We start from the raw sequence: 16,730 nt of genomic DNA, 5'->3' as shown, positions 1-16,730 counted from the left end.
AGTATCGGCAACGGATTATGTTCAAAGAATGGAAAAATAAATCACAACCGGCTCCGCGGGCAATCCGGAGGGCGATGCCCTCTCACCAACTCGTGATAATATCGCTCTCGGTTGGCTCTTTTTTCAAGTTGTATAGACCGACCGAAAGGATGGCCAGCTTACGGCGGACAACCAGATCCAGCTCCCCGAAACCCACGGGAAGCTCTCCATCGTAGTTGGTGTCCATGAAGATGAGATATTGCTCGCCCCACGGATCCTGGAAGACCCCGTTCGAGGAAACACCCTGGGGTTCAAGGAAGACGATCCCCGCAGGATTCATCGTGGTATCCCCGCCGAGCGCCAGGATGGTATCGGTGCTGAAAACGGCATCGAACTCCACATCCTCTTCATCCGCGCCTTGGTTTTCAACGGGAACCGGAAGCTTTCCGTATTTGCTTTGGTAGGCCATGATGGCGGTTTCGATGGCCTTCATCTCCACCATAGCCTGCGCCTTCTTGGCACTCAGGCGGGCATTGCGGATCCCTTTTGAACCGAGGGTGACGAGGATGCCGAGGATAACGATCACCACCAGCAACTCGATCAACGTGAATGCATGCTTTTTCATCGCCCCGAAAGTCGCAGGTCTGCGGGTTGAAAGTCAATAGCCGGATTGGGCGGGATTGATGTCGTCGGCCGCGGAATTGGTATCCTGCCCCATCGACCAGATGCTGTAACGGAAGCGGTTGGTTGGCTCGCTATCGCGGTAATACATGTAGGGATGCTGCCACGGGTCCACATAAGGCAACTCGCCGACGGCATCGGCCATCACCTTTTGCTGTTCGGCCCTGAGTGCGGCCACCATGTTGGAGAAGGTGTCGTCGGCCTCGGGATAGAAGCCAAACTCCACGCGGTATTCGTTGAGGGCGTTGCGCAGGGTTTCGATATCGGCCTTGGCGCGGCTCTCCTTGGCCTGGCGGCGCGCCAGGCGCATGCCCGTTGCGCCGATGCCGGCCAGGACGGCGATGATGGCCATCACCGCCAGCAGCTCGAGAATGGTGAAACCTTTGCGGGAAGCTCCAAGTCCGCGCTCTGCCCTTCCGGGGTGTTTGACCGCAAAGACGCCAAGAAACAAAGAAAACAAATCTTCGCGACGTGGTGTCCTAGCGGTCATTAATTCCCCACAGAGTACTAGCGGGCGATTCCGTTCTCGGAGGCGCGGCAGAATTCGAGCAGATGCTTGATCTCCGCCGTCTGTTCAACCTCGGCCTCGATCTTGTCGAGGGCGTCGGCAACGGGGCCTTCCTGGCGGTAGAGGATGCGGTAGGCTTCCTTGATGGCCTTGCGCCCGGCCTCGTCCACGCCGCGGCGCTCCATGCCGATGCGGTTGAAGCTGCGGATTTCGAGCGGATCGCCATGGCCAATCATGTAGGGCGGAACGTCCTTGGTGATCTTCGACATGGCCCCCACATAGGCCATGGAACCAACGCGGATGAACTGGACAATGCCGACCGATCCCTCGATCGTGGCCATATCCTCGATCACCACATGCCCGGCAATCTGGCAGGCGTTGACAATGACCACGCTGTTGCCAATGTGGCAGCAATGGGCGATATGCGAATAGGCCAGAATATGGCAATCATTGCCGACCGTGGTGTAGTCGCCATCGTTGGTTGCCGCGTTGATGGTGACATATTCACGGATGGTGTTGTTGTTGCCAATCCTAACGCCCGGGGTTCCGCCCTTGAACTTAAGGTCCTGCGTCTTTCCGCCAAGCACGGCGAACGGGGAAACGCGGTTTCCGCAACCGAGCGTCGTGTTGCCTTCGATCACCACGTGCGAGACCAGCTCGGTGCCCGAGCCAATCACCGCCTGGTCGCTTACCGTGCAGAACGGGCCGACGATCACGTCGTCCGCAAGTTGCGCGCCTTCTGCCACAATGGCCGTTGGGTGGATTTTCGCCATGGTTCTATGCAACGTATCCGAAGGTGAGCTCTGCTTCGCTGACAACGGCGCCATCCACATAGGCCTTGCCCTGCACCGTAGCGATTTTCGAACGCATGCGGATGACCTCGATCTCGATGCGCAGTTGGTCGCCGGGAATCACCATCTTGCGGAACTTCACCTTGTTCATCGACATGAAGTAGGCGGTCTTGCCTTCGTTGCCTTCACGGGAATTGAGCATGATGCCCGCCACCTGGGCCATGGCTTCCATCTGCAATACGCCGGGCATGACCGGGTTGCCGGGGAAATGGCCCTGGAAGAATTCCTCGTTCATGGTGAGATTCTTGATGCCCACCACCGTGCAGGCCTCCATATCCATCTCGACGATGCGGTCGACCATCAGGAACGGATAGCGGTGGGGAAGAATCTTCATAATTTCATTTACGTTCATTACAGACATGTCTCTACTCCTTAGTATTTGTGAAAAAGGCTGGAAAAAGCTAGGGGTTCCCGGCGTGTTGTTCAATGTTTTTCTGTTCGGCCAGGAGTTTGTCGAGCTCGGGGCATCCCTCGCGCACGCTCCAGGCGAAGGGGAAGGTTCGGCACTGTTCGGGTCGGGCCTCGTAGATCGAGCAACGATCCCCTTGCAGGAATGCACAGCTTCCATCGGATTGGTCCAGCAAGGCCAATTGCTTCCGGTTGGGTGCCAAACGGGTATGCGCATCGATGAACTCCTGTTCGGACGTCCCCAACAGGGACGCCATTCTGGGAATGTCGGCCTTGGTCAGCAGCACCGATCCGGTCCATCGACAGCATTCGCCGCAGCCGGAGCATTTGAAACGATCTAGGATTTCCTGGTTTACCATTGAACACACGTCCTTTAAAACCGTCTGAATGCGTTGACATTTGCCCCCGTTGGGCACACTATCTGCCCTTCATATGCATTCACACAGGTGCGGTGTAATTAGTTGAAACCTGAAGAAAGGATCAAGAACGATGTTCCACAAATTTTCGAACAAGAAGTCACTCATGGTGCTTCCCGTTGCGGTAATGATCATGCTGGTCGGCTGCAAGGAAGACGAAGCAACCGCCGCCCCCGCCCCGGAACCCGTAGACTTGGCGGCGACCGAGGATCTCTTCGCGGAGCCGGTTAAGGCCAACCCGCTGACCTCCGATCCAAGCGCAGTCGTTGTACGCGTTAATGGCGAAGACATCACCCGCGGCGAAATCCTGGAAATGATGAATATCGCCATGCAGCAGCTGGGCGGACGTGTCCCCCCGCAGCAGATGCAGCAGATCCAGGGTCAGATGTACGAACAGATCAAGAACGACCTCATCACCAAGAAGCTCATCGACGCGGCGGTTGCCAAGGCCGACGTTGTGGTTGAAGATGCCAAGGTTACCGAAACCATCGAGCAGATCAAAACCCGCATCCCCGAAGGGCAGACGCTCGACAGTGCCCTGGCCGCACAGGGAACCACGCTTGCGGAACTAACCGAAAACATCAAGAACGACCTGGCCACCCGCCAATTCCTCGACACCAAGACGACCGGCATCCCGGAAGCCACCGAAGCGGAGGCCAAGGAATACTACGATGCCAACCCCGACCGCTTCCAGAAGCCGGAGGCCGTTACGGCAAGCCACATTCTGCTGAACTTCGAAGAAGGCGAAACCGACGAAGCAAAAGCAAAGAAGAAGACCGAACTCGAAGCCATCCGTGCAAACATCATCGCCGGCACCATCACCTTCGAAGATGCGGCCACCCAGCACTCTGGCTGCCCGAGCAAGGAGCAGGGCGGCTCACTCGGCACCTTCGGCAAAGGCCGTATGGTTCCCGAGTTTGAAGTGGCCGCCTTCACCCAGGAAATCGGCGAAGTCGGCGACGTGGTGGAAACCCAGTTCGGCTTCCACATCATCAAGGTAACCGAGCGCACCGAAGAAGGCGTTGTTTCCTACGACGAAGCCAAGGAACAGATTGTTGCCTTCCTGAGCGGGCAGAAAAAGCAACAGGCCGTTGCCGACTTCATCAAGAGCCTGCGCGACAGTGCCACCATCGAAGAAATCGCAATGTAGCCCGTTGCAGCCCTCTTCGTTGCAAAACACCCCGTTCACTACGGGGTGTTTTTTTTATGGCGATTCCTCGCCAAGCAACAACTGGCGGTATCGCCGCGGAGGGATCCCCGCCACCCGGTGGAACAGGCGGGAAAAATAGGCCGAGCTATTGATGCCAACCGCATCGGCAACCTCCTGGACGGTCATCCGGGTGGAACCCAGCAGGAGCTGCGCTCGTTCGATGCGCCGCCGGTTAATGAACTCCACCGGGCGCACGCCGATGGTCTTGACAAAGAGGTCGGAAAAATAGGTGGGAGTCAGGCCGGCCAGCTCGGCCAGGGTTTCGAGCGCGATGTCGCGCTGGAGGTTTTCATCCACAAACTGGAGGATCGGGGCAAAGCGCCCCTCCCGCTCCAGCTCAACATCCGTTGGCTCGTGGGCCGTCCGCAGAAACGCCGCTGCCAGCTGGAGCACCAAACCGCGCACTTCCACACTGACGGCCAGGGGAATCTCCACGTGGGCAAGGCGCCCATACCCCCCCGCCAAGGGCTCCAGCAACCCGACCAACCGCTTGAAGATTTCCCAATGCGTCCCATCCGCCTTGAGCGTCGGATCGCATCGGCGCAGGGCAAACAGGTCGGCGCCAATCTCGAGCTTGGTCGTGAAGCCCACGAAATACTGGGTTTGGAAATCCGGGCATTGGTAATCCGCCGTCACATGGCACGGAACCAAATGCAGGTCGCCTTTTTTCAAATGATGCGTCAGCCCCGAATGGCGGATCACCGCCTCGCCTTCCTCGATCAGGTAAATCCGGGAAAAGGGACTCGCGAGCCGTGGATAGTTCCACTCGCGGGAGAGCCGGCAATGCCCTGCTTCATAAAGCCCCAGACGCAGGGTGTCGATTTTTAGATTCCTGTTCCAACCCATCGATCTGTGTTTTGTTCAAGTTTAAGAAACAATGCACCTTTCGCATATTGCCTTAGGAATGTCCATGGCAATAATGCGTAATGCGTAAATTGGTCATGCAATCCGAAAGCCCAATCAATTACGGATTACCCGTTACGAATTAAACCACCAAAGGGAAATCGGATATGAAAATGGATGGGCGGCAATCAACCTTGAGATGCCCCCGAAAGTGCCGCGGACGGAGTATTCACCGCAGTTCCTCTGGGAATTGCTCAATGCAGTGACCGGATCCCGCATCACCGCGGAGTCCTCGCAGACGGAACGCGAAACCGCCGGGAACCGGTTCGTCAAGGAGTGGGACTATGGCATGTTTTGGTCGATCCTCACCCATAGCCAGGTCCTGGAGGAATGCCGCACCAAGATGGGGCATGCGGAATATGCCTCTGAAGGGAGCGACCGGTGCGACGAGGTGGAATGCCCGTTCGAGGATCCCGACGACGTTCTCGCGCTTGATCCGTGGGCGGTCTATGGCGAGCGCAACCACGCCACGCTGGTGGAGGAATACAACGATCACTATGCCACGCTCCGCCAGCGCTATCCCGACACGGTCAACATGACTGGAATCTATGTTTCGCTCATGTCCGGCCTGATTGAAATCTTGGCCGGGACATGATGCTTATGGCCATGGCCGAGGCCTTCGGCGAAATGCCCCATCGCTATGCCTCCTGGATCCAGCAATATTTCGATGCGCTGACCGACTCCGATGCGCCATGCGTGATGATCCACGACGACATCGCCAAAGTCGGCGTCGATGGCTTAATCATGGAACCGACGACCGACATGGCCTACATCGCCGAAAACTACGGCAAGCCCCACGCCTTCGTCGGCAATGCCGACACCCGCATCCTGCTAGGCGGAACCAAGGAGGAAATCCGCGCCGAGGTGCAGCGATGCATGGATATCGGTAAAAAATACCCCGGCTTCATCATGGCCATCGGCAACCACATCCCCGCCAACACCCCGGTCGAAAACGCCCTATACCACAACGAGGCCCACGAGGAACTCGCCAAACGCTAACGAAAGGGGTCAAACGCAAAATCTAAATATCGATGTAGTATCTTAATATTTTGCGTTTGACCCCTTTTTTGAAACAGAAACGAAGGAGTTTGATATGAGCAGGGAAAAAGCCAAAGCCGCGTTCAACGGCGAAATGACCGACCGCATTCCGCAGTGGGATGTCCCCGGCTGCCCCGCCTTGGCGGAGCAGCTTTTCGACTACGACGTCCAGGCCGAAGAGGTGCTGGAATTCCAGCCAAAGGATTACTTTTACCAAAACAAGGAGGAACGCTCGGCGTTCTTCAAGAACCACTATGCACAAAAGCAGACCCTGCTCGGCGATTCGACGATGGTGATGGGCTGGTACAACCACACCCTGTTCATGTGGCCGGTCGAACTCTTCGGCTGGGAAAACTTCATGATGGCGGCCATGGACGATCCAGGGCGGTTCGAGGAAATCCTTCAGCAGTTCCTCGAAACCGTACTCGATGTCTGGAGGGGAAAAACCATCTTCGCCTGCATGAAGAATCCGAAAATCATCAACTTTGGCTCAAAGGAAGAGATCCGCGACATGGTGCGCGAAACCGTAAAACTCGCAATCAAGGAACCCGGCTACTTTTTCTCCACCGACACCATGACCGGCAAGACCCCGCCCGAGAACATCCTAGCCTATCAGGAAGCCGTCCGCGAATTCGGCAAGAGGTGAAAGGGGTCAAACGCAAAATATAAAGATTAGTCTCGGTTCATTGTCATCCCATAGATATTGAAAAAAAAGGCTGGCATGTGCCGTTGAAATCCTCCACTCGGAGGGTATGAAAAAACAACATAAACACAAGCCAGCCGGACATAGGTATACAACCTTGAAACAATTGTGCAATCTGATTCCCGGACACATGGTGTCGAGCCTTGCGCAGAAGCATGGCGTGGACATTCAAAGCCGGACGTACACGCCGTGGAGCCATGTGGTTTCTTTGCTGTACGCCCACTTCTCCCATGCACTCGGACTCAACGATGTGTGCGACGCGCTCCAGATGAACGCGGCGGCGCTCTCTACCATCCGCGGCGCGGTTCCTCCGTCGCGTAACAACCTGAGCCACGCGAACAAGATCCGCAACGCGGACATGGCCGAAGAGCTCTACTGGTGCATGATGAAGCATCTGATGGATACAGTCCCGGGCTTCGCGAAGGGCAAGGTTCGGCGCGGATACCTCCGGCGCTTCAGCAAGACGATCCATGCGCTGGACTCGACCACGATCCAGCTCGTCGCCAACTGCATGGACTGGGCGAAGCATCGCCGCCGCAAGGCTGCGGCCAAGTGCCACCTGCGCCTCGACCTGCAAAGCTTCCTGCCCCGGTGCGCCATCATCGACACGGCGAAGCACCATGACAGCACGATGACCCAAAGCCTGTGCGCCGAGCTCAAACCCGGTGAAATCGCCGTGTTCGACAAGGCCTACAACAAGTTCAAGCATCTTTTCGAGCTGACGGTGCGCGGTGTCTGGTGGGTTGGCCGGGCGAAGGACAACATGCAGTACAAGGTGGTGCGCACCCTCGAAACCACCGGGCACAAGCGCATCCTGCGCGACGAGGTCATCGAGATGGTGGTCGAAGCATCGAAGAAAGCCTATCCGTGCGAGTTGCGCCGGGTCGTGGCGCTGGTCGAGATTAACGGCAAGGATGTCGAAATCGCCTTCATCACCAATCACCTGGAGTGGAGCGCGTGGACGGTCGCCGAACTCTACCGTTGCCGCTGGGACATCGAGGTGTTCTTCAAGGAGATCAAGCAGACGCTCCAACTCTCCGACTTCCTGGGCTACAGCGCCAACGCCGTGCGCTGGCAGATCTGGATGGGGCTGCTGGTCCACCTGCTGATGCGCTGCCTCGCGTTCATGCACGGATGGGAGCACAGCTTCAAGCGGCAGTTCACTGTTGTGCGCGCGGTGCTTTGGCGCCGGTGGAACCTGCCCGCCTTGCTGGATTCCTATGGGACAGCCAAACCGCCCGGCCGCATACGGGGTGCGCCGGAACAGGCGTATCTGCCGGGGTTTGTCTAAGAGCTGTGGGACAGCCATATGCACAAAGCGCGGAACCATGGTTAACCTTCAACAAAAAATCGGAATTGACTAAATGAATCGGACATCAGAAACCTTAACAAAAACGGGGTTTTACTCTCCGTCAGCACCACCTATGGGATGAATGTGGTCTCGGTTCACTAAATTGCTGACATAGTTTGGATGCCCCATGCATAAACGATCCGCGATCCATTGATTCCGCGCCGTGGTTTCCCTGCGCAGACGCTTTGCGATCTCCACTTTCCATGCGGCACCTTTCGAATCAGCGATCACAAACGCTTCGCTCTTGCCAGCCCGCGTCAGTTCTTCTTGAACCAACCTTTCCCATCGCAATTCGTTAAGCTCGCGCATATCGGCACCATCCCAAACCGCAAAGGGATTGGCATCTTCGAGTTCACTTGCCAACTTTTGCTTTGCCTCATTGGTTCCGACGAACCACCCTTTGCAGTATTCCTTGCTCATGAGGTCGTGTTTTTCCGGGTCGCCCTCATCTACAAGCTTTAATCGCTGTTCATATAACTCCATACCGGCCGGCGTATCGGGCATACCGCAAAAAGAAAGCATCCTGGAACGCTGCAATCCAGAGCGAAGCGAACGCTCCCAATACTTCGGATAACTTGAAAATGCATGGTTTCGCAACTGGTCGATGGAACACAATCGGGCACGAACAGGATTCAGATGTATATAATCGATCAATCCAAGCAATGGTCGATCCTCGCTTACAATGATCGATTTGTAGCGTCCCTGGAAAACATGGCCGGATTCATTCATAAAGCGATTGAAACGGGTGGCGAAGGTACTCTGAAGCCAGCGCATCCCATCGACAAGATTCGCCTCCGGAGTTTCCACGGCCAAATGATAGTGGTTGCGCATGATCACATAGGCGAAAAGCTTCCACCCGCACCGGTCCGCCGTCTCGAAGATCGCACTTTCGAAGGACTCGCAGGTACCCCGATCCCCGAACAAATCCTTTCGGTAGTTCCCCCGGCTGATCACGTGATAGGTCGCTCCAGGATATTCGATTCGTAGCTTGCGAGGCATGGAAAACGTTTATCGGCATTCAGACTCACCGTCAATCTTTATATTTTGCGTTTGACCCCTTTTTCTCTCTTCGAAGGCGGAATGCCGCGGTGCTTTTTGTACGCGCGTGAAAAGTATAGGGGATCCTCGAAACCGCAGGCTTCGGCAATGCGTGCCATGCGCCAGTCGGGGTGCGACTGCATCAACCGGTCGGCCGTCTCCAGACGCAGTTGCATTTGAAAGCGTTTGAAATTTACGCCCATCATCGAAGTGAAGAGGTGCGATAGGCGGGAAGCGCTCAAACCAATGAACCGCGCCGCCTCGGAAAGGGAAAGCGCCACCTCGGGGCTGCTCCGCATGCGCTCGACCAGCGGATGGAGCAGGTCGAAATCGCGCCGGCCAACCAGGGCATGGTTTGCAATGTAGTGGATCAGCACCTCGAACATGCCTAGCAGATCATCCACCTTCTCGCGCTCAAAGACGGGCATGTTTCCCATGGCGGCCGCTTCGTGCCCGTTGCGGATGCTCTCCGCCGCCCCCGCCAGCCGAAACTGGCCGATCATGACATAGCCGATCGGCGTTTCCCCAACACGCACCGCCATAACCGCCTCGCACAGCCCGGCATGGCATTGGTAGAAATGCGCCCCCTCCCGATCCAGTGCGGCCTCCCGTCCCTGCCGGTCATTCGCTAGGCAGGCGTTATCGAACCCCCTTTCCCGCCGCCGCATGGCGCAATAGCCACAGATGCTCCGGTTCCGGCCGATGCACAGTTCTTCGCCGCTCATTGAAAAAAAGGCAATGCGCACCCCGGTCAAGGAGGTGAACTGCCCCAGCAACTTGAGCATTTCATCGCTGAAAATATAGTCCATCTGCGGGTTCATGGACTTCTTTTATGCAACAACAGCATGTTTGTCCATTTTATTAGCATCTGTGTCTATGGGCATTCTTGGGGGTGGTGATACATTCGTGATGCGTGATGCGTGATGCGTAATGCGTAATGCGTAATGCGTAATGCGTAATGCGTAAATTGGCCATACCATCCACAAGCCAAGTCAATTACGAATTACCCGTTACGCATTAAAACCAACGGTGTTAACGATGGAGAGAATGATGACTAAACGAGAAGTAGTTAGGGCCGTGCTCAACGGCGAAAAGCCGCCATATGTACCGTGGTCGTATAAATTCACGGAAGAACCCGAAAAGGCCCTGCAGGAATACCTGGGCTGCGACGACCTGGAGAAGACGCTCGGCAACCATATTGTCCGGGTCGGCAGCGACATTGGTTTTTTCGATGATATTGGCAACGACCGCCTGAGGGATGTCTTCGGCGTGATTTGGGACCGGAGCGTCGACAAGGATATCGGTGTGGTTGAAAACTGCCTGATCCCGGAACCGACCATGGAAGGCTTTGAATTCCCCGACCCGCTCGATCAACGCTTTTTTGAGAACATTGAGCCAAAGCTTTCAACCTATTCCGACTGCTTCCGCGTGTTTGAAATCGGCTTTTCGCTCTACGAACGCGCCTGGACGGTCCGCGGCATGGAAAACTTCATGATCGACATGATCGAGGAGCCGGAGTTCGTGCATGAACTGTTGACGGCCATTGCCGACTACAACCTCGCGCAGGTGGAAGAGGCGCTCAAGTATGACATCGACGCCGTCTACTTTGGCGACGACTGGGGGCAGCAACACGGTCTCATCATGGGCCCGAAGTTCTGGCGCGAATATATCCTCCCCCAGCTTAAGCGCATGTATGGCCACGTCCGCGAAGCGGGCAAGTTTGTCATGATCCACTCCTGCGGCGATGTGGATGAACTGTTCGACGATCTGGTTGATGCCGGTCTCAACTGCTTCAACCCCTTCCAGCCGGAAGTCATGGACATTCATTCCATCCTGCCGGCCTACCGCGGCCGCCTGGCCTTCCACGGCGGACTCAGCATGCAGAAGACCCTCCCCTTCGGCACGGCGGAGGATGTCCGCAACGAATCGCGCAGCCTGCTCAAGCTTGGCGCCGACGGCGGCTATATCTTTTCGCCGTCCCACTCGGTTGAAAGCGACACCTCCATTGAAAACATGGTCGCCTTCATCGAGGAAGCGTTCGCGCAGGAGAGCTACCAGGCGCTTTATCCGGGTGCGAAACTGAAACTGCCGGCGACGGCATAGCGTTAACAAATGGAGGGGCGAGTTCCACCTCGCCTGCGGCCCGGGTGAAACCGGGCCCTCCGCTTGGGTTGGGGTTTAACGGAACCGGGGGAAGAGGATGTTAAACAGGAGACATAACCATGACCAACCCGCACAACCTCATTATCGAGGAAGAATGGTATAAGGCGGATATCGACCGGCGCGAGTTCAAGACACTCATGCAAAAGGACGATATCCATGGAATCATCAACACCACGCTGTGGATTGCATCCCTGCTGCTTACCGGAGCCCTCGCCTGGCTGGCGATTCCACACGGCCTGCTTTTTGCCATTCCCGCATTCCTGATCTATGGAATGTTTTACTGCGCCTGCGATGCGCGGTGGCACGAAAGCTCGCACAACACCGTGTTCAAGACCCAGTGGATGAACACGGCGCTCAACTTTTTTGCCACGGCCATGCAGCAGCGCGATATTGTATTCACCACCTGGTCGCACGCCCGGCACCATTCCTACACGGTGATCACCGAGGTGGATCCGGAAATCACCGTTACGCGCCCACCGAAATTCTGGCCGCACTTCCTCGATTTTTTCAGCCTGAAGGAATGCACCTACTATTTCCCCATCCTCATCCAGCACACGCTGGGCATCCCCAGCAAAGCCGCGAAGGAATTCGTGCCCGAAGAAGAATATGGCCGGATGTTTTTCTGGGCCCGGCTCTCCTTCGCCCTCAACCTGGTTCCTGTTGCGCTCGCGGTGGTCTACCAGAGCTGGATTCCCCTGCTCTACTTCATTGGCCCAAAGTTCTATGCCAACGGCGTGCAACGCGCATTTGTGCTGGCGCAGCATGCGGGGCTGGATGAAAACGTGTGGGACCACCGCGCCAATTCGCGCACCATCAAGGTCAATCCCCTGCTCGGCTTTCTCTACATGAACATGCAGTACCACATCGAGCACCACATGCATCCGCTCATGCCGTTCCATGCGCTGCCCAAATTCCACGAACGCGTAAAAGAGCAGCTCCCTGCGCCCTACAAAGGCATGTGGGCCGTCTATAAGGAAATGCTGCCGGCGCTAAAACAGCAGGCGAAGGATACGACGTTCTTCATCAAGCGCGAAATCCAAGGTGCCTTACCCGAGCGCCGGATCGTAAAGCGCAAGGATGGCTCCGAAGAAGCCGGAACAGCCACCAACATCCCGCAGTGCGAAACGCCGGGCAAGGAACTGATTTGGCATCCGGCCTTGAAGGTTGGCGAGCTGGATGAAAACGATTCAATCGATGTCGTGATCGGCGAGGAGCACTATGCGGTCTATCAACTGGCGGCGGGCGACTACCGCGCCACCGAAGGCGTCTGCACCCACGAGTTCGCCCTGCTGGCCAACGGCGTACTGCAGGACGGCTGCATCTCCTGCCCGAAGCACAATGCAAAATATGATGTATGCTCAGGCAAGGTGCTCACCCGCCCCGGCAAGCGCGACCTCGCAACCTATCCCGTCCGCCTCAAGGAGGGCATGCTCGAACTCGGACTGCCGAAACCAGCGGAAGTTTAATATGAACTTAACTTGAATAATCTCACCACAGAGGACCTAGCGCGGCATAGCCGCAACCCAATTGTTTAGAACCACTGATGAACACCGAAGACACGGATTTTTTTACCACAGAGAACACAGAGACACAGAGCATCCTAATCCTCTGAGCCTCAGTGTCCTCTAGCGCAGCGGGTGGTGAAAACTTGTCAGGAAAATAAGAAATTGACGGATAGTAGTACGAAGGCACAGAGGAGCGGGAATGTTCAATTGCTCTGTGTCTCGGTGACCTCTGTGGTAAAAAAACAAAGCTGTTTAATTGGGTATAATACCCTAAAACCGCAGCCCCACAACCGTCGATCGACCGGGAAAATCAGTCGATGCTTTTGAGGTATTTGAACAGGTCGCTGTCGGTGGAGAGGATCAGGCGGGTTTTGCTATCCAGCCCGGTCTTGTAGGTCTCGAGGATTTGTACAAACTCGTACAGGTTCGCGGCCTGGGGAGACTGGTTGTAGGCGCTGGCATAGATTTCGGTGGAGCGGGCCTCCGCCTCTCCCTTCAGGATCTGAATCTTTTTGTAGGCTTCCGATTCGATCTCCTGCAGGTCTTTTTCCATATCCCCCAGAATCATCTCCGCTTCACCTTCGCCCTCGGAGCGGAAGCGACTGGCAATCTGCAGGCGCTCGGAAATCATCCGGTCATAGATTTTGGCCCGCACACTTTCATTATAGTTAATCCGTTTGAAGCGGATATCCATCAGCTCGATTCCGAAGTCCGTCAGCTTGTCGGCGGCCTTGGCGAAGATCTCCTGCTCAATCGTGTTGCGCCCTTTGCGAATCGGAAGCAGCTGCGTGGACGCCTGCACCCCTTCGGCCAAGGTATCGTCGACCATCGGCTGACGATTCTGCGTCGTGCGCACAATCTCGATCAGCTCATGCTTGGCCACGGCATTGCGCGTTTCGCTGCCAAGGATGTCGTCGAGGCGCGACTGGGCACTGCGCTCATCGCGCAGGCGCAGGAAATACTGCAGCGGATCCTTGATCCGCCAGCGCCCGAAGGTATCGACCGTGATATAGAGCTTGTCCTTCGTCGGCATGTCATTGGGTTGGCCATCCCAGGCGAGAATCCGTTTTTCGATCCGGTTCGCTTTCTGGATGAACGGCGTCCGCAGATGCAGCCCCGCCTCGACGACCGGATCGCCGACCGGTTTCCCAAAGGCGGTGATAATGACCTGTTCGGTCATGTCCAAAACATAGAGGCTTTTTGCCAGCAGAACAACTCCGCCCAAAATGACGACCGCCACGCCAACACTCGTTACTTTATTTAGCGCTTTCATTTATTGCCCCTTTCCCGAGTCGAGCTGCAGCAGCGGCAAAATTCCTTTTGCGCTTTCATCAATAATGATTTTGGACTCCAGCTGCGGAAGCACCTCGGCCATGGATTCCAGATAAAGCCGGCGGCGGGTAATTTCCGGCGCCTTGATGTATTCCGCCAGTAGCGCATTAAACCGGTCCGTATCCCCCTGGGCCTCGTTGATCCGCTTGGTTTTGTAGCCTTCCGCCTCCAAAACCAGACGGTTGGCCTTGCCCCGCGCCCGGGGAACGGCTTTGTTGTATTCGCCGTTCGCCATGTTGATCAGCTTTTCCCGCTCCTGCTGCGCTTTGTTCACCTCATCAAACGAGGATTGCACGGCACGCGGCGGGTTGACATTTTTCAGCTGCACTTGGTCGATCATCAGGCCCATGGCATACCGGTTCACCACTTCCTGCATTTTCACCAGCGCCTCCGCCTCGATCTCCTGGCGCCCGATGGTGATGACTTCATCGACCGTGCGGTCGCCGACGACCTCGCGCATGACCGACTCCGAAACATTGCGCAGCGTTTCCGCCGGGTCGCGAACATTGAAAAGATATTCGGTCGGTTTCACGATGCGGTACTGAATAATCCATTCAACCAGAGCCGCGTTGAGATCGCCCGTAACCATGGCGGTTTCCCGGATGGATTCGCGGGAGGTTTGTGCCGGGTTGGTCGCCCCCGGCGTACTGAACCCGAACTCCTGCTTCAGTTGCCGCTTCACCGGCACTTTCTGAATGCGGTCGATTCCGAAGGGCAGCTTGAAGCGCAACCCGGATTCCACCTCCGCCACGGCCTCCCCGAACCGCAGCACCACGGCGATCGACTCCGCCGGAACCGTATAGATGCTGGTTATCACGGTGCCGACCGCAAGCACCCCAACAGCGGCAAAGGCAATCATCCGCGGTGTAATCGCCAGATTCGGCGGCTTGGGAAATTCGACTCCTTGGAAGTTGGTGGGCATCGTTTGGTTCCTCCGTTCCTAACACGTTAATACGTTATGGGTGCAAATGTGCCCTATCTCGCGCGCAGAAGCAAGGGCCGGCCCCATAACATGCATAGCCGTCGAGTTGCCTCAAATTAAATGACACCGAAGCATCCGATAGGATGCGGGCGGAAAGGATTCGTTGACTCACAAAAAATCACACCCTGTATACAGGGAGGATGAAAGAGATGAGTTGCGAAACCAGAATGGAATACATCGCGGTACAAAAACGCCGCTATAGGCGCGCGGAAAAGGCCTACAAGACCCGGTTGCTCGATGAAGTATGCGCGGTATGCGGCTATGATCGCAAGCATGCCACCAAGCTGCTCAACGACTCGTTTACGCCCTCCAGGGGCAAACGCGGCCGCAAAGGCGAGTACGACTCTGCTGAATTGCGCAAGACCCTCAAAACTCTGTGGCTTCGTTCTGGACAACTGTGCGGGAAGCGCCTCAAGCCTGCTATGCCACATTGGCTGAAGCACTATGAAAAACATTACGAACCGCTATCGACCGAATGCCGTGAAAAGCTACTGAGAATCAGCCCGGCAAGCATCGACCGGGTGCTCAAACCCTTCAAAGCGCAGTACCAGCGAAGGCGCAATACCGGTACCAAGCCCGGCTCGCTGCTCAAGAATCAGATCCCAATCCGCACCTCCACCGAGGACATCGACCGGCCCGGCTATCTCGAAGCCGACACAGTAGCCCACTGTGGCGGATCGATGAGCGGGGACTTCATCTGGTCGATCACCTATACGGACATCATAAGCACCTGGACGGTAACCCGCGCGGTCTGGAACAAAGGCGCTGAAGGCGTGATGCACCAAACCCACGACGTGGAAAACAAGCTGCCCTTCGCCATCCTGGGCTTCGACTGCGACAACGGCAGCGAGTTCCTCAACCACCATCTCACGCGCTACTTCCTGCAACGCAAACAGCCCGTCTGTTTTACACGCAGCAGACCGTACCACAAGAACGACAACGCCCATGTCGAACAAAAGAACTGGACGCACGTGCGCGAGTTGCTCGGCTACGACCGGCTCGACAACCCGGCCATGATCAGAGAGCTCAACGCACTCTACCGCGACTGGGAACGGCTCAACAACTTCTTCAAACCCTCGTTCAAGCTAAAAAGCAAGGTTCGCGTCAAAAGCCGGTACAAAAAGAAATACGATGCCCCCGCCACGCCCTTTGACCGCCTGAAGGTCAGCGGCATCCTTGGCGAACAACAGGAGGCTGCTCTGCAACGCGAATACGAAACGCTCGACCCTTTCGAGCTGGGCAATCGCATCCAGCGCCGACGTCGCAAGATCGAAAAAATGAAGAAAACCGGCGAGTCCGCCGCAGTCGGGGAACCCGGGTTCCCCGACTGCCTCCCCACCTTGACAACCCCCGAATTAGAGGGTACCCATTAATGCAGTCAAACGACTCCTCATCCGCACCTCTACGGTGTCATTTATTTTTGAGGCAACGCGGCCGTTCCGCAGGCGCCCCGCCTGCCCCAAACGCTTCGGCTAGACTCTTTTTGACACGACAACCGAATGGACAGGATCGATGGCTGGCTCCAACGGAGCGGGGGCTTTCTTGCCCCCGTCGGGGACAGGAATGTCCCCGCTCCCGTAAAAGCCATTCCCGACGGGGAAATTCAAGATAACGAATTAGGCGGCCTGACCCTTCTTATCTCTTCCTCTATTGTTTGGGAAA

Annotated in this window: 18 protein-coding genes; 8 read left to right on the top strand and 10 right to left on the bottom strand. The window is 56.3% G+C overall.

Going from position 1 to position 16,730, the window contains the following annotated elements; all coding sequences use genetic code 11:
- Window positions 1–82: 82 nt before the first annotated feature.
- From E9954_RS22145 to E9954_RS22125, 5 genes are read right to left on the bottom strand one after another with little or no spacing between them, the layout of a single operon-like run.
- Complete coding sequence (locus E9954_RS22145; protein ID WP_136081469.1) at window positions 83–604, bottom strand: type II secretion system protein; 522 nt, start codon at window positions 602–604, stop codon at window positions 83–85.
- A 33-nt stretch (window positions 605–637) separates the two neighbouring features.
- Entirely contained in the window at window positions 638–1,150 is a 513-nt protein-coding gene (locus E9954_RS22140) for a type II secretion system protein GspG (protein WP_136081468.1), read from the bottom strand.
- 17 nt (window positions 1,151–1,167) lie between these two features.
- A complete protein-coding gene (lpxA, locus tag E9954_RS22135; protein ID WP_168442499.1) occupies window positions 1,168–1,941 on the bottom strand; it encodes an acyl-ACP--UDP-N-acetylglucosamine O-acyltransferase in 774 nt (257 codons plus the stop codon).
- A gap of 4 nt (window positions 1,942–1,945) precedes the next feature.
- On the bottom strand, window positions 1,946–2,380 hold the full coding sequence (gene fabZ, locus E9954_RS22130; RefSeq protein WP_136081466.1) for a 3-hydroxyacyl-ACP dehydratase FabZ: 435 nt from the start codon (window positions 2,378–2,380) through the stop codon (window positions 1,946–1,948).
- Window positions 2,381–2,420: 40 nt separating this feature from the next.
- Window positions 2,421–2,786, bottom strand: a complete 366-nt coding sequence (locus E9954_RS22125; protein WP_136081465.1) for a YkgJ family cysteine cluster protein — start codon at window positions 2,784–2,786, stop codon at window positions 2,421–2,423.
- A gap of 130 nt (window positions 2,787–2,916) precedes the next feature.
- On the opposite strand from E9954_RS22125, the gene E9954_RS22120 reads away from it, so the two are divergent.
- Window positions 2,917–3,993, top strand: coding sequence for a peptidylprolyl isomerase (locus E9954_RS22120; RefSeq protein ID WP_136081464.1), 1,077 nt, complete (start codon window positions 2,917–2,919; stop codon window positions 3,991–3,993).
- Window positions 3,994–4,047: 54 nt separating this feature from the next.
- Here E9954_RS22120 and E9954_RS22115 read toward each other — a convergent pair whose 3' ends face one another.
- On the bottom strand, window positions 4,048–4,899 hold the full coding sequence (locus E9954_RS22115; RefSeq protein WP_136081463.1) for an AraC family transcriptional regulator: 852 nt from the start codon (window positions 4,897–4,899) through the stop codon (window positions 4,048–4,050).
- Window positions 4,900–5,095: 196 nt separating this feature from the next.
- On the opposite strand from E9954_RS22115, the gene E9954_RS22110 reads away from it, so the two are divergent.
- The 4 genes from E9954_RS22110 to E9954_RS22095 all read left to right on the top strand — a co-directional run bounded on the left by E9954_RS22110 (window position 5,096) and on the right by E9954_RS22095 (window position 7,988).
- Window positions 5,096–5,551: a hypothetical protein gene (locus E9954_RS22110; protein ID WP_136081462.1), complete on the top strand. Its 456-nt coding sequence runs from the start codon at window positions 5,096–5,098 to the stop codon at window positions 5,549–5,551.
- Entirely contained in the window at window positions 5,548–5,955 is a 408-nt protein-coding gene (locus E9954_RS22105) for a uroporphyrinogen decarboxylase family protein (protein WP_136081461.1), read from the top strand. The genes E9954_RS22110 and E9954_RS22105 overlap by 4 nt, the downstream gene beginning before the upstream one ends.
- Window positions 5,956–6,049: 94 nt before the next feature.
- Window positions 6,050–6,640, top strand: coding sequence for a hypothetical protein (locus E9954_RS22100; protein ID WP_136081460.1), 591 nt, complete (start codon window positions 6,050–6,052; stop codon window positions 6,638–6,640).
- Window positions 6,641–6,746: 106 nt separating this feature from the next.
- The gene (locus tag E9954_RS22095; RefSeq protein WP_136077916.1) at window positions 6,747–7,988 is read left to right on the top strand and encodes an IS4 family transposase; all 1,242 of its coding nucleotides are present in this window, start codon (window positions 6,747–6,749) and stop codon (window positions 7,986–7,988) included.
- A gap of 111 nt (window positions 7,989–8,099) precedes the next feature.
- Here the strand turns inward: E9954_RS22095 and E9954_RS22090 are convergent, their stop codons facing one another.
- Both E9954_RS22090 and E9954_RS22085 read right to left on the bottom strand, forming a co-directional pair.
- Entirely contained in the window at window positions 8,100–9,047 is a 948-nt protein-coding gene (locus tag E9954_RS22090) for a transposase (protein WP_136081459.1), read from the bottom strand.
- A gap of 38 nt (window positions 9,048–9,085) precedes the next feature.
- On the bottom strand, window positions 9,086–9,907 hold the full coding sequence (locus E9954_RS22085; RefSeq protein ID WP_136081458.1) for a PocR ligand-binding domain-containing protein: 822 nt from the start codon (window positions 9,905–9,907) through the stop codon (window positions 9,086–9,088).
- A 226-nt stretch (window positions 9,908–10,133) separates the two neighbouring features.
- Between E9954_RS22085 and E9954_RS22080 the strand changes: the two genes are divergently transcribed.
- Entirely contained in the window at window positions 10,134–11,189 is a 1,056-nt protein-coding gene (locus tag E9954_RS22080; RefSeq protein ID WP_222847280.1) for a uroporphyrinogen decarboxylase family protein, read from the top strand.
- 119 nt (window positions 11,190–11,308) lie between these two features.
- Window positions 11,309–12,715, top strand: a complete 1,407-nt coding sequence (locus E9954_RS22075; RefSeq protein ID WP_136081456.1) for a fatty acid desaturase — start codon at window positions 11,309–11,311, stop codon at window positions 12,713–12,715.
- A 349-nt stretch (window positions 12,716–13,064) separates the two neighbouring features.
- Here the strand turns inward: E9954_RS22075 and hflC are convergent, their stop codons facing one another.
- Both hflC and hflK read right to left on the bottom strand, forming a co-directional pair.
- On the bottom strand, window positions 13,065–14,027 hold the full coding sequence (hflC, locus tag E9954_RS22070; protein WP_136081455.1) for a protease modulator HflC: 963 nt from the start codon (window positions 14,025–14,027) through the stop codon (window positions 13,065–13,067).
- The gene (hflK, locus tag E9954_RS22065) at window positions 14,028–15,008 is read right to left on the bottom strand and encodes an FtsH protease activity modulator HflK (RefSeq protein ID WP_187357964.1); all 981 of its coding nucleotides are present in this window, start codon (window positions 15,006–15,008) and stop codon (window positions 14,028–14,030) included. It abuts the gene before it with no gap.
- 209 nt (window positions 15,009–15,217) lie between these two features.
- Here hflK and E9954_RS22060 point away from each other — a divergent pair, with 209 nt between their 5' ends.
- The gene (locus tag E9954_RS22060; protein WP_136077388.1) at window positions 15,218–16,441 is read left to right on the top strand and encodes a DDE-type integrase/transposase/recombinase; all 1,224 of its coding nucleotides are present in this window, start codon (window positions 15,218–15,220) and stop codon (window positions 16,439–16,441) included.
- Window positions 16,442–16,730: the final 289 nt, after the last annotated feature.

The organism is Pontiella desulfatans, from assembly GCF_900890425.1.
Taxonomy (GTDB): domain Bacteria; phylum Verrucomicrobiota; class Kiritimatiellia; order Kiritimatiellales; family Pontiellaceae; genus Pontiella; species Pontiella desulfatans.
This window is presented reverse-complemented; position numbering and strand designations above follow the sequence as displayed.

Coding starts and splice junctions, on each gene's coding strand:
- E9954_RS22145 (WP_136081469.1), bottom strand. CDS start 604: ATGAAAAAGCATGCATTCACGTTGATCGAGTTGCTGGTGGTGATCGTT.
- E9954_RS22140 (WP_136081468.1), bottom strand. CDS start 1,150: ATGACCGCTAGGACACCACGTCGCGAAGATTTGTTTTCTTTGTTTCTT.
- lpxA (WP_168442499.1), bottom strand. CDS start 1,941: ATGGCGAAAATCCACCCAACGGCCATTGTGGCAGAAGGCGCGCAACTT.
- fabZ (WP_136081466.1), bottom strand. CDS start 2,380: ATGTCTGTAATGAACGTAAATGAAATTATGAAGATTCTTCCCCACCGC.
- E9954_RS22125 (WP_136081465.1), bottom strand. CDS start 2,786: ATGGTAAACCAGGAAATCCTAGATCGTTTCAAATGCTCCGGCTGCGGC.
- E9954_RS22120 (WP_136081464.1), top strand. CDS start 2,917: ATGTTCCACAAATTTTCGAACAAGAAGTCACTCATGGTGCTTCCCGTT.
- E9954_RS22115 (WP_136081463.1), bottom strand. CDS start 4,899: ATGGGTTGGAACAGGAATCTAAAAATCGACACCCTGCGTCTGGGGCTT.
- E9954_RS22110 (WP_136081462.1), top strand. CDS start 5,096: ATGCCCCCGAAAGTGCCGCGGACGGAGTATTCACCGCAGTTCCTCTGG.
- E9954_RS22105 (WP_136081461.1), top strand. CDS start 5,548: ATGATGCTTATGGCCATGGCCGAGGCCTTCGGCGAAATGCCCCATCGC.
- E9954_RS22100 (WP_136081460.1), top strand. CDS start 6,050: ATGAGCAGGGAAAAAGCCAAAGCCGCGTTCAACGGCGAAATGACCGAC.
- E9954_RS22095 (WP_136077916.1), top strand. CDS start 6,747: ATGAAAAAACAACATAAACACAAGCCAGCCGGACATAGGTATACAACC.
- E9954_RS22090 (WP_136081459.1), bottom strand. CDS start 9,047: ATGCCTCGCAAGCTACGAATCGAATATCCTGGAGCGACCTATCACGTG.
- E9954_RS22085 (WP_136081458.1), bottom strand. CDS start 9,907: ATGAACCCGCAGATGGACTATATTTTCAGCGATGAAATGCTCAAGTTG.
- E9954_RS22080 (WP_222847280.1), top strand. CDS start 10,134: ATGATGACTAAACGAGAAGTAGTTAGGGCCGTGCTCAACGGCGAAAAG.
- E9954_RS22075 (WP_136081456.1), top strand. CDS start 11,309: ATGACCAACCCGCACAACCTCATTATCGAGGAAGAATGGTATAAGGCG.
- hflC (WP_136081455.1), bottom strand. CDS start 14,027: ATGAAAGCGCTAAATAAAGTAACGAGTGTTGGCGTGGCGGTCGTCATT.
- hflK (WP_187357964.1), bottom strand. CDS start 15,008: ATGCCCACCAACTTCCAAGGAGTCGAATTTCCCAAGCCGCCGAATCTG.
- E9954_RS22060 (WP_136077388.1), top strand. CDS start 15,218: ATGAGTTGCGAAACCAGAATGGAATACATCGCGGTACAAAAACGCCGC.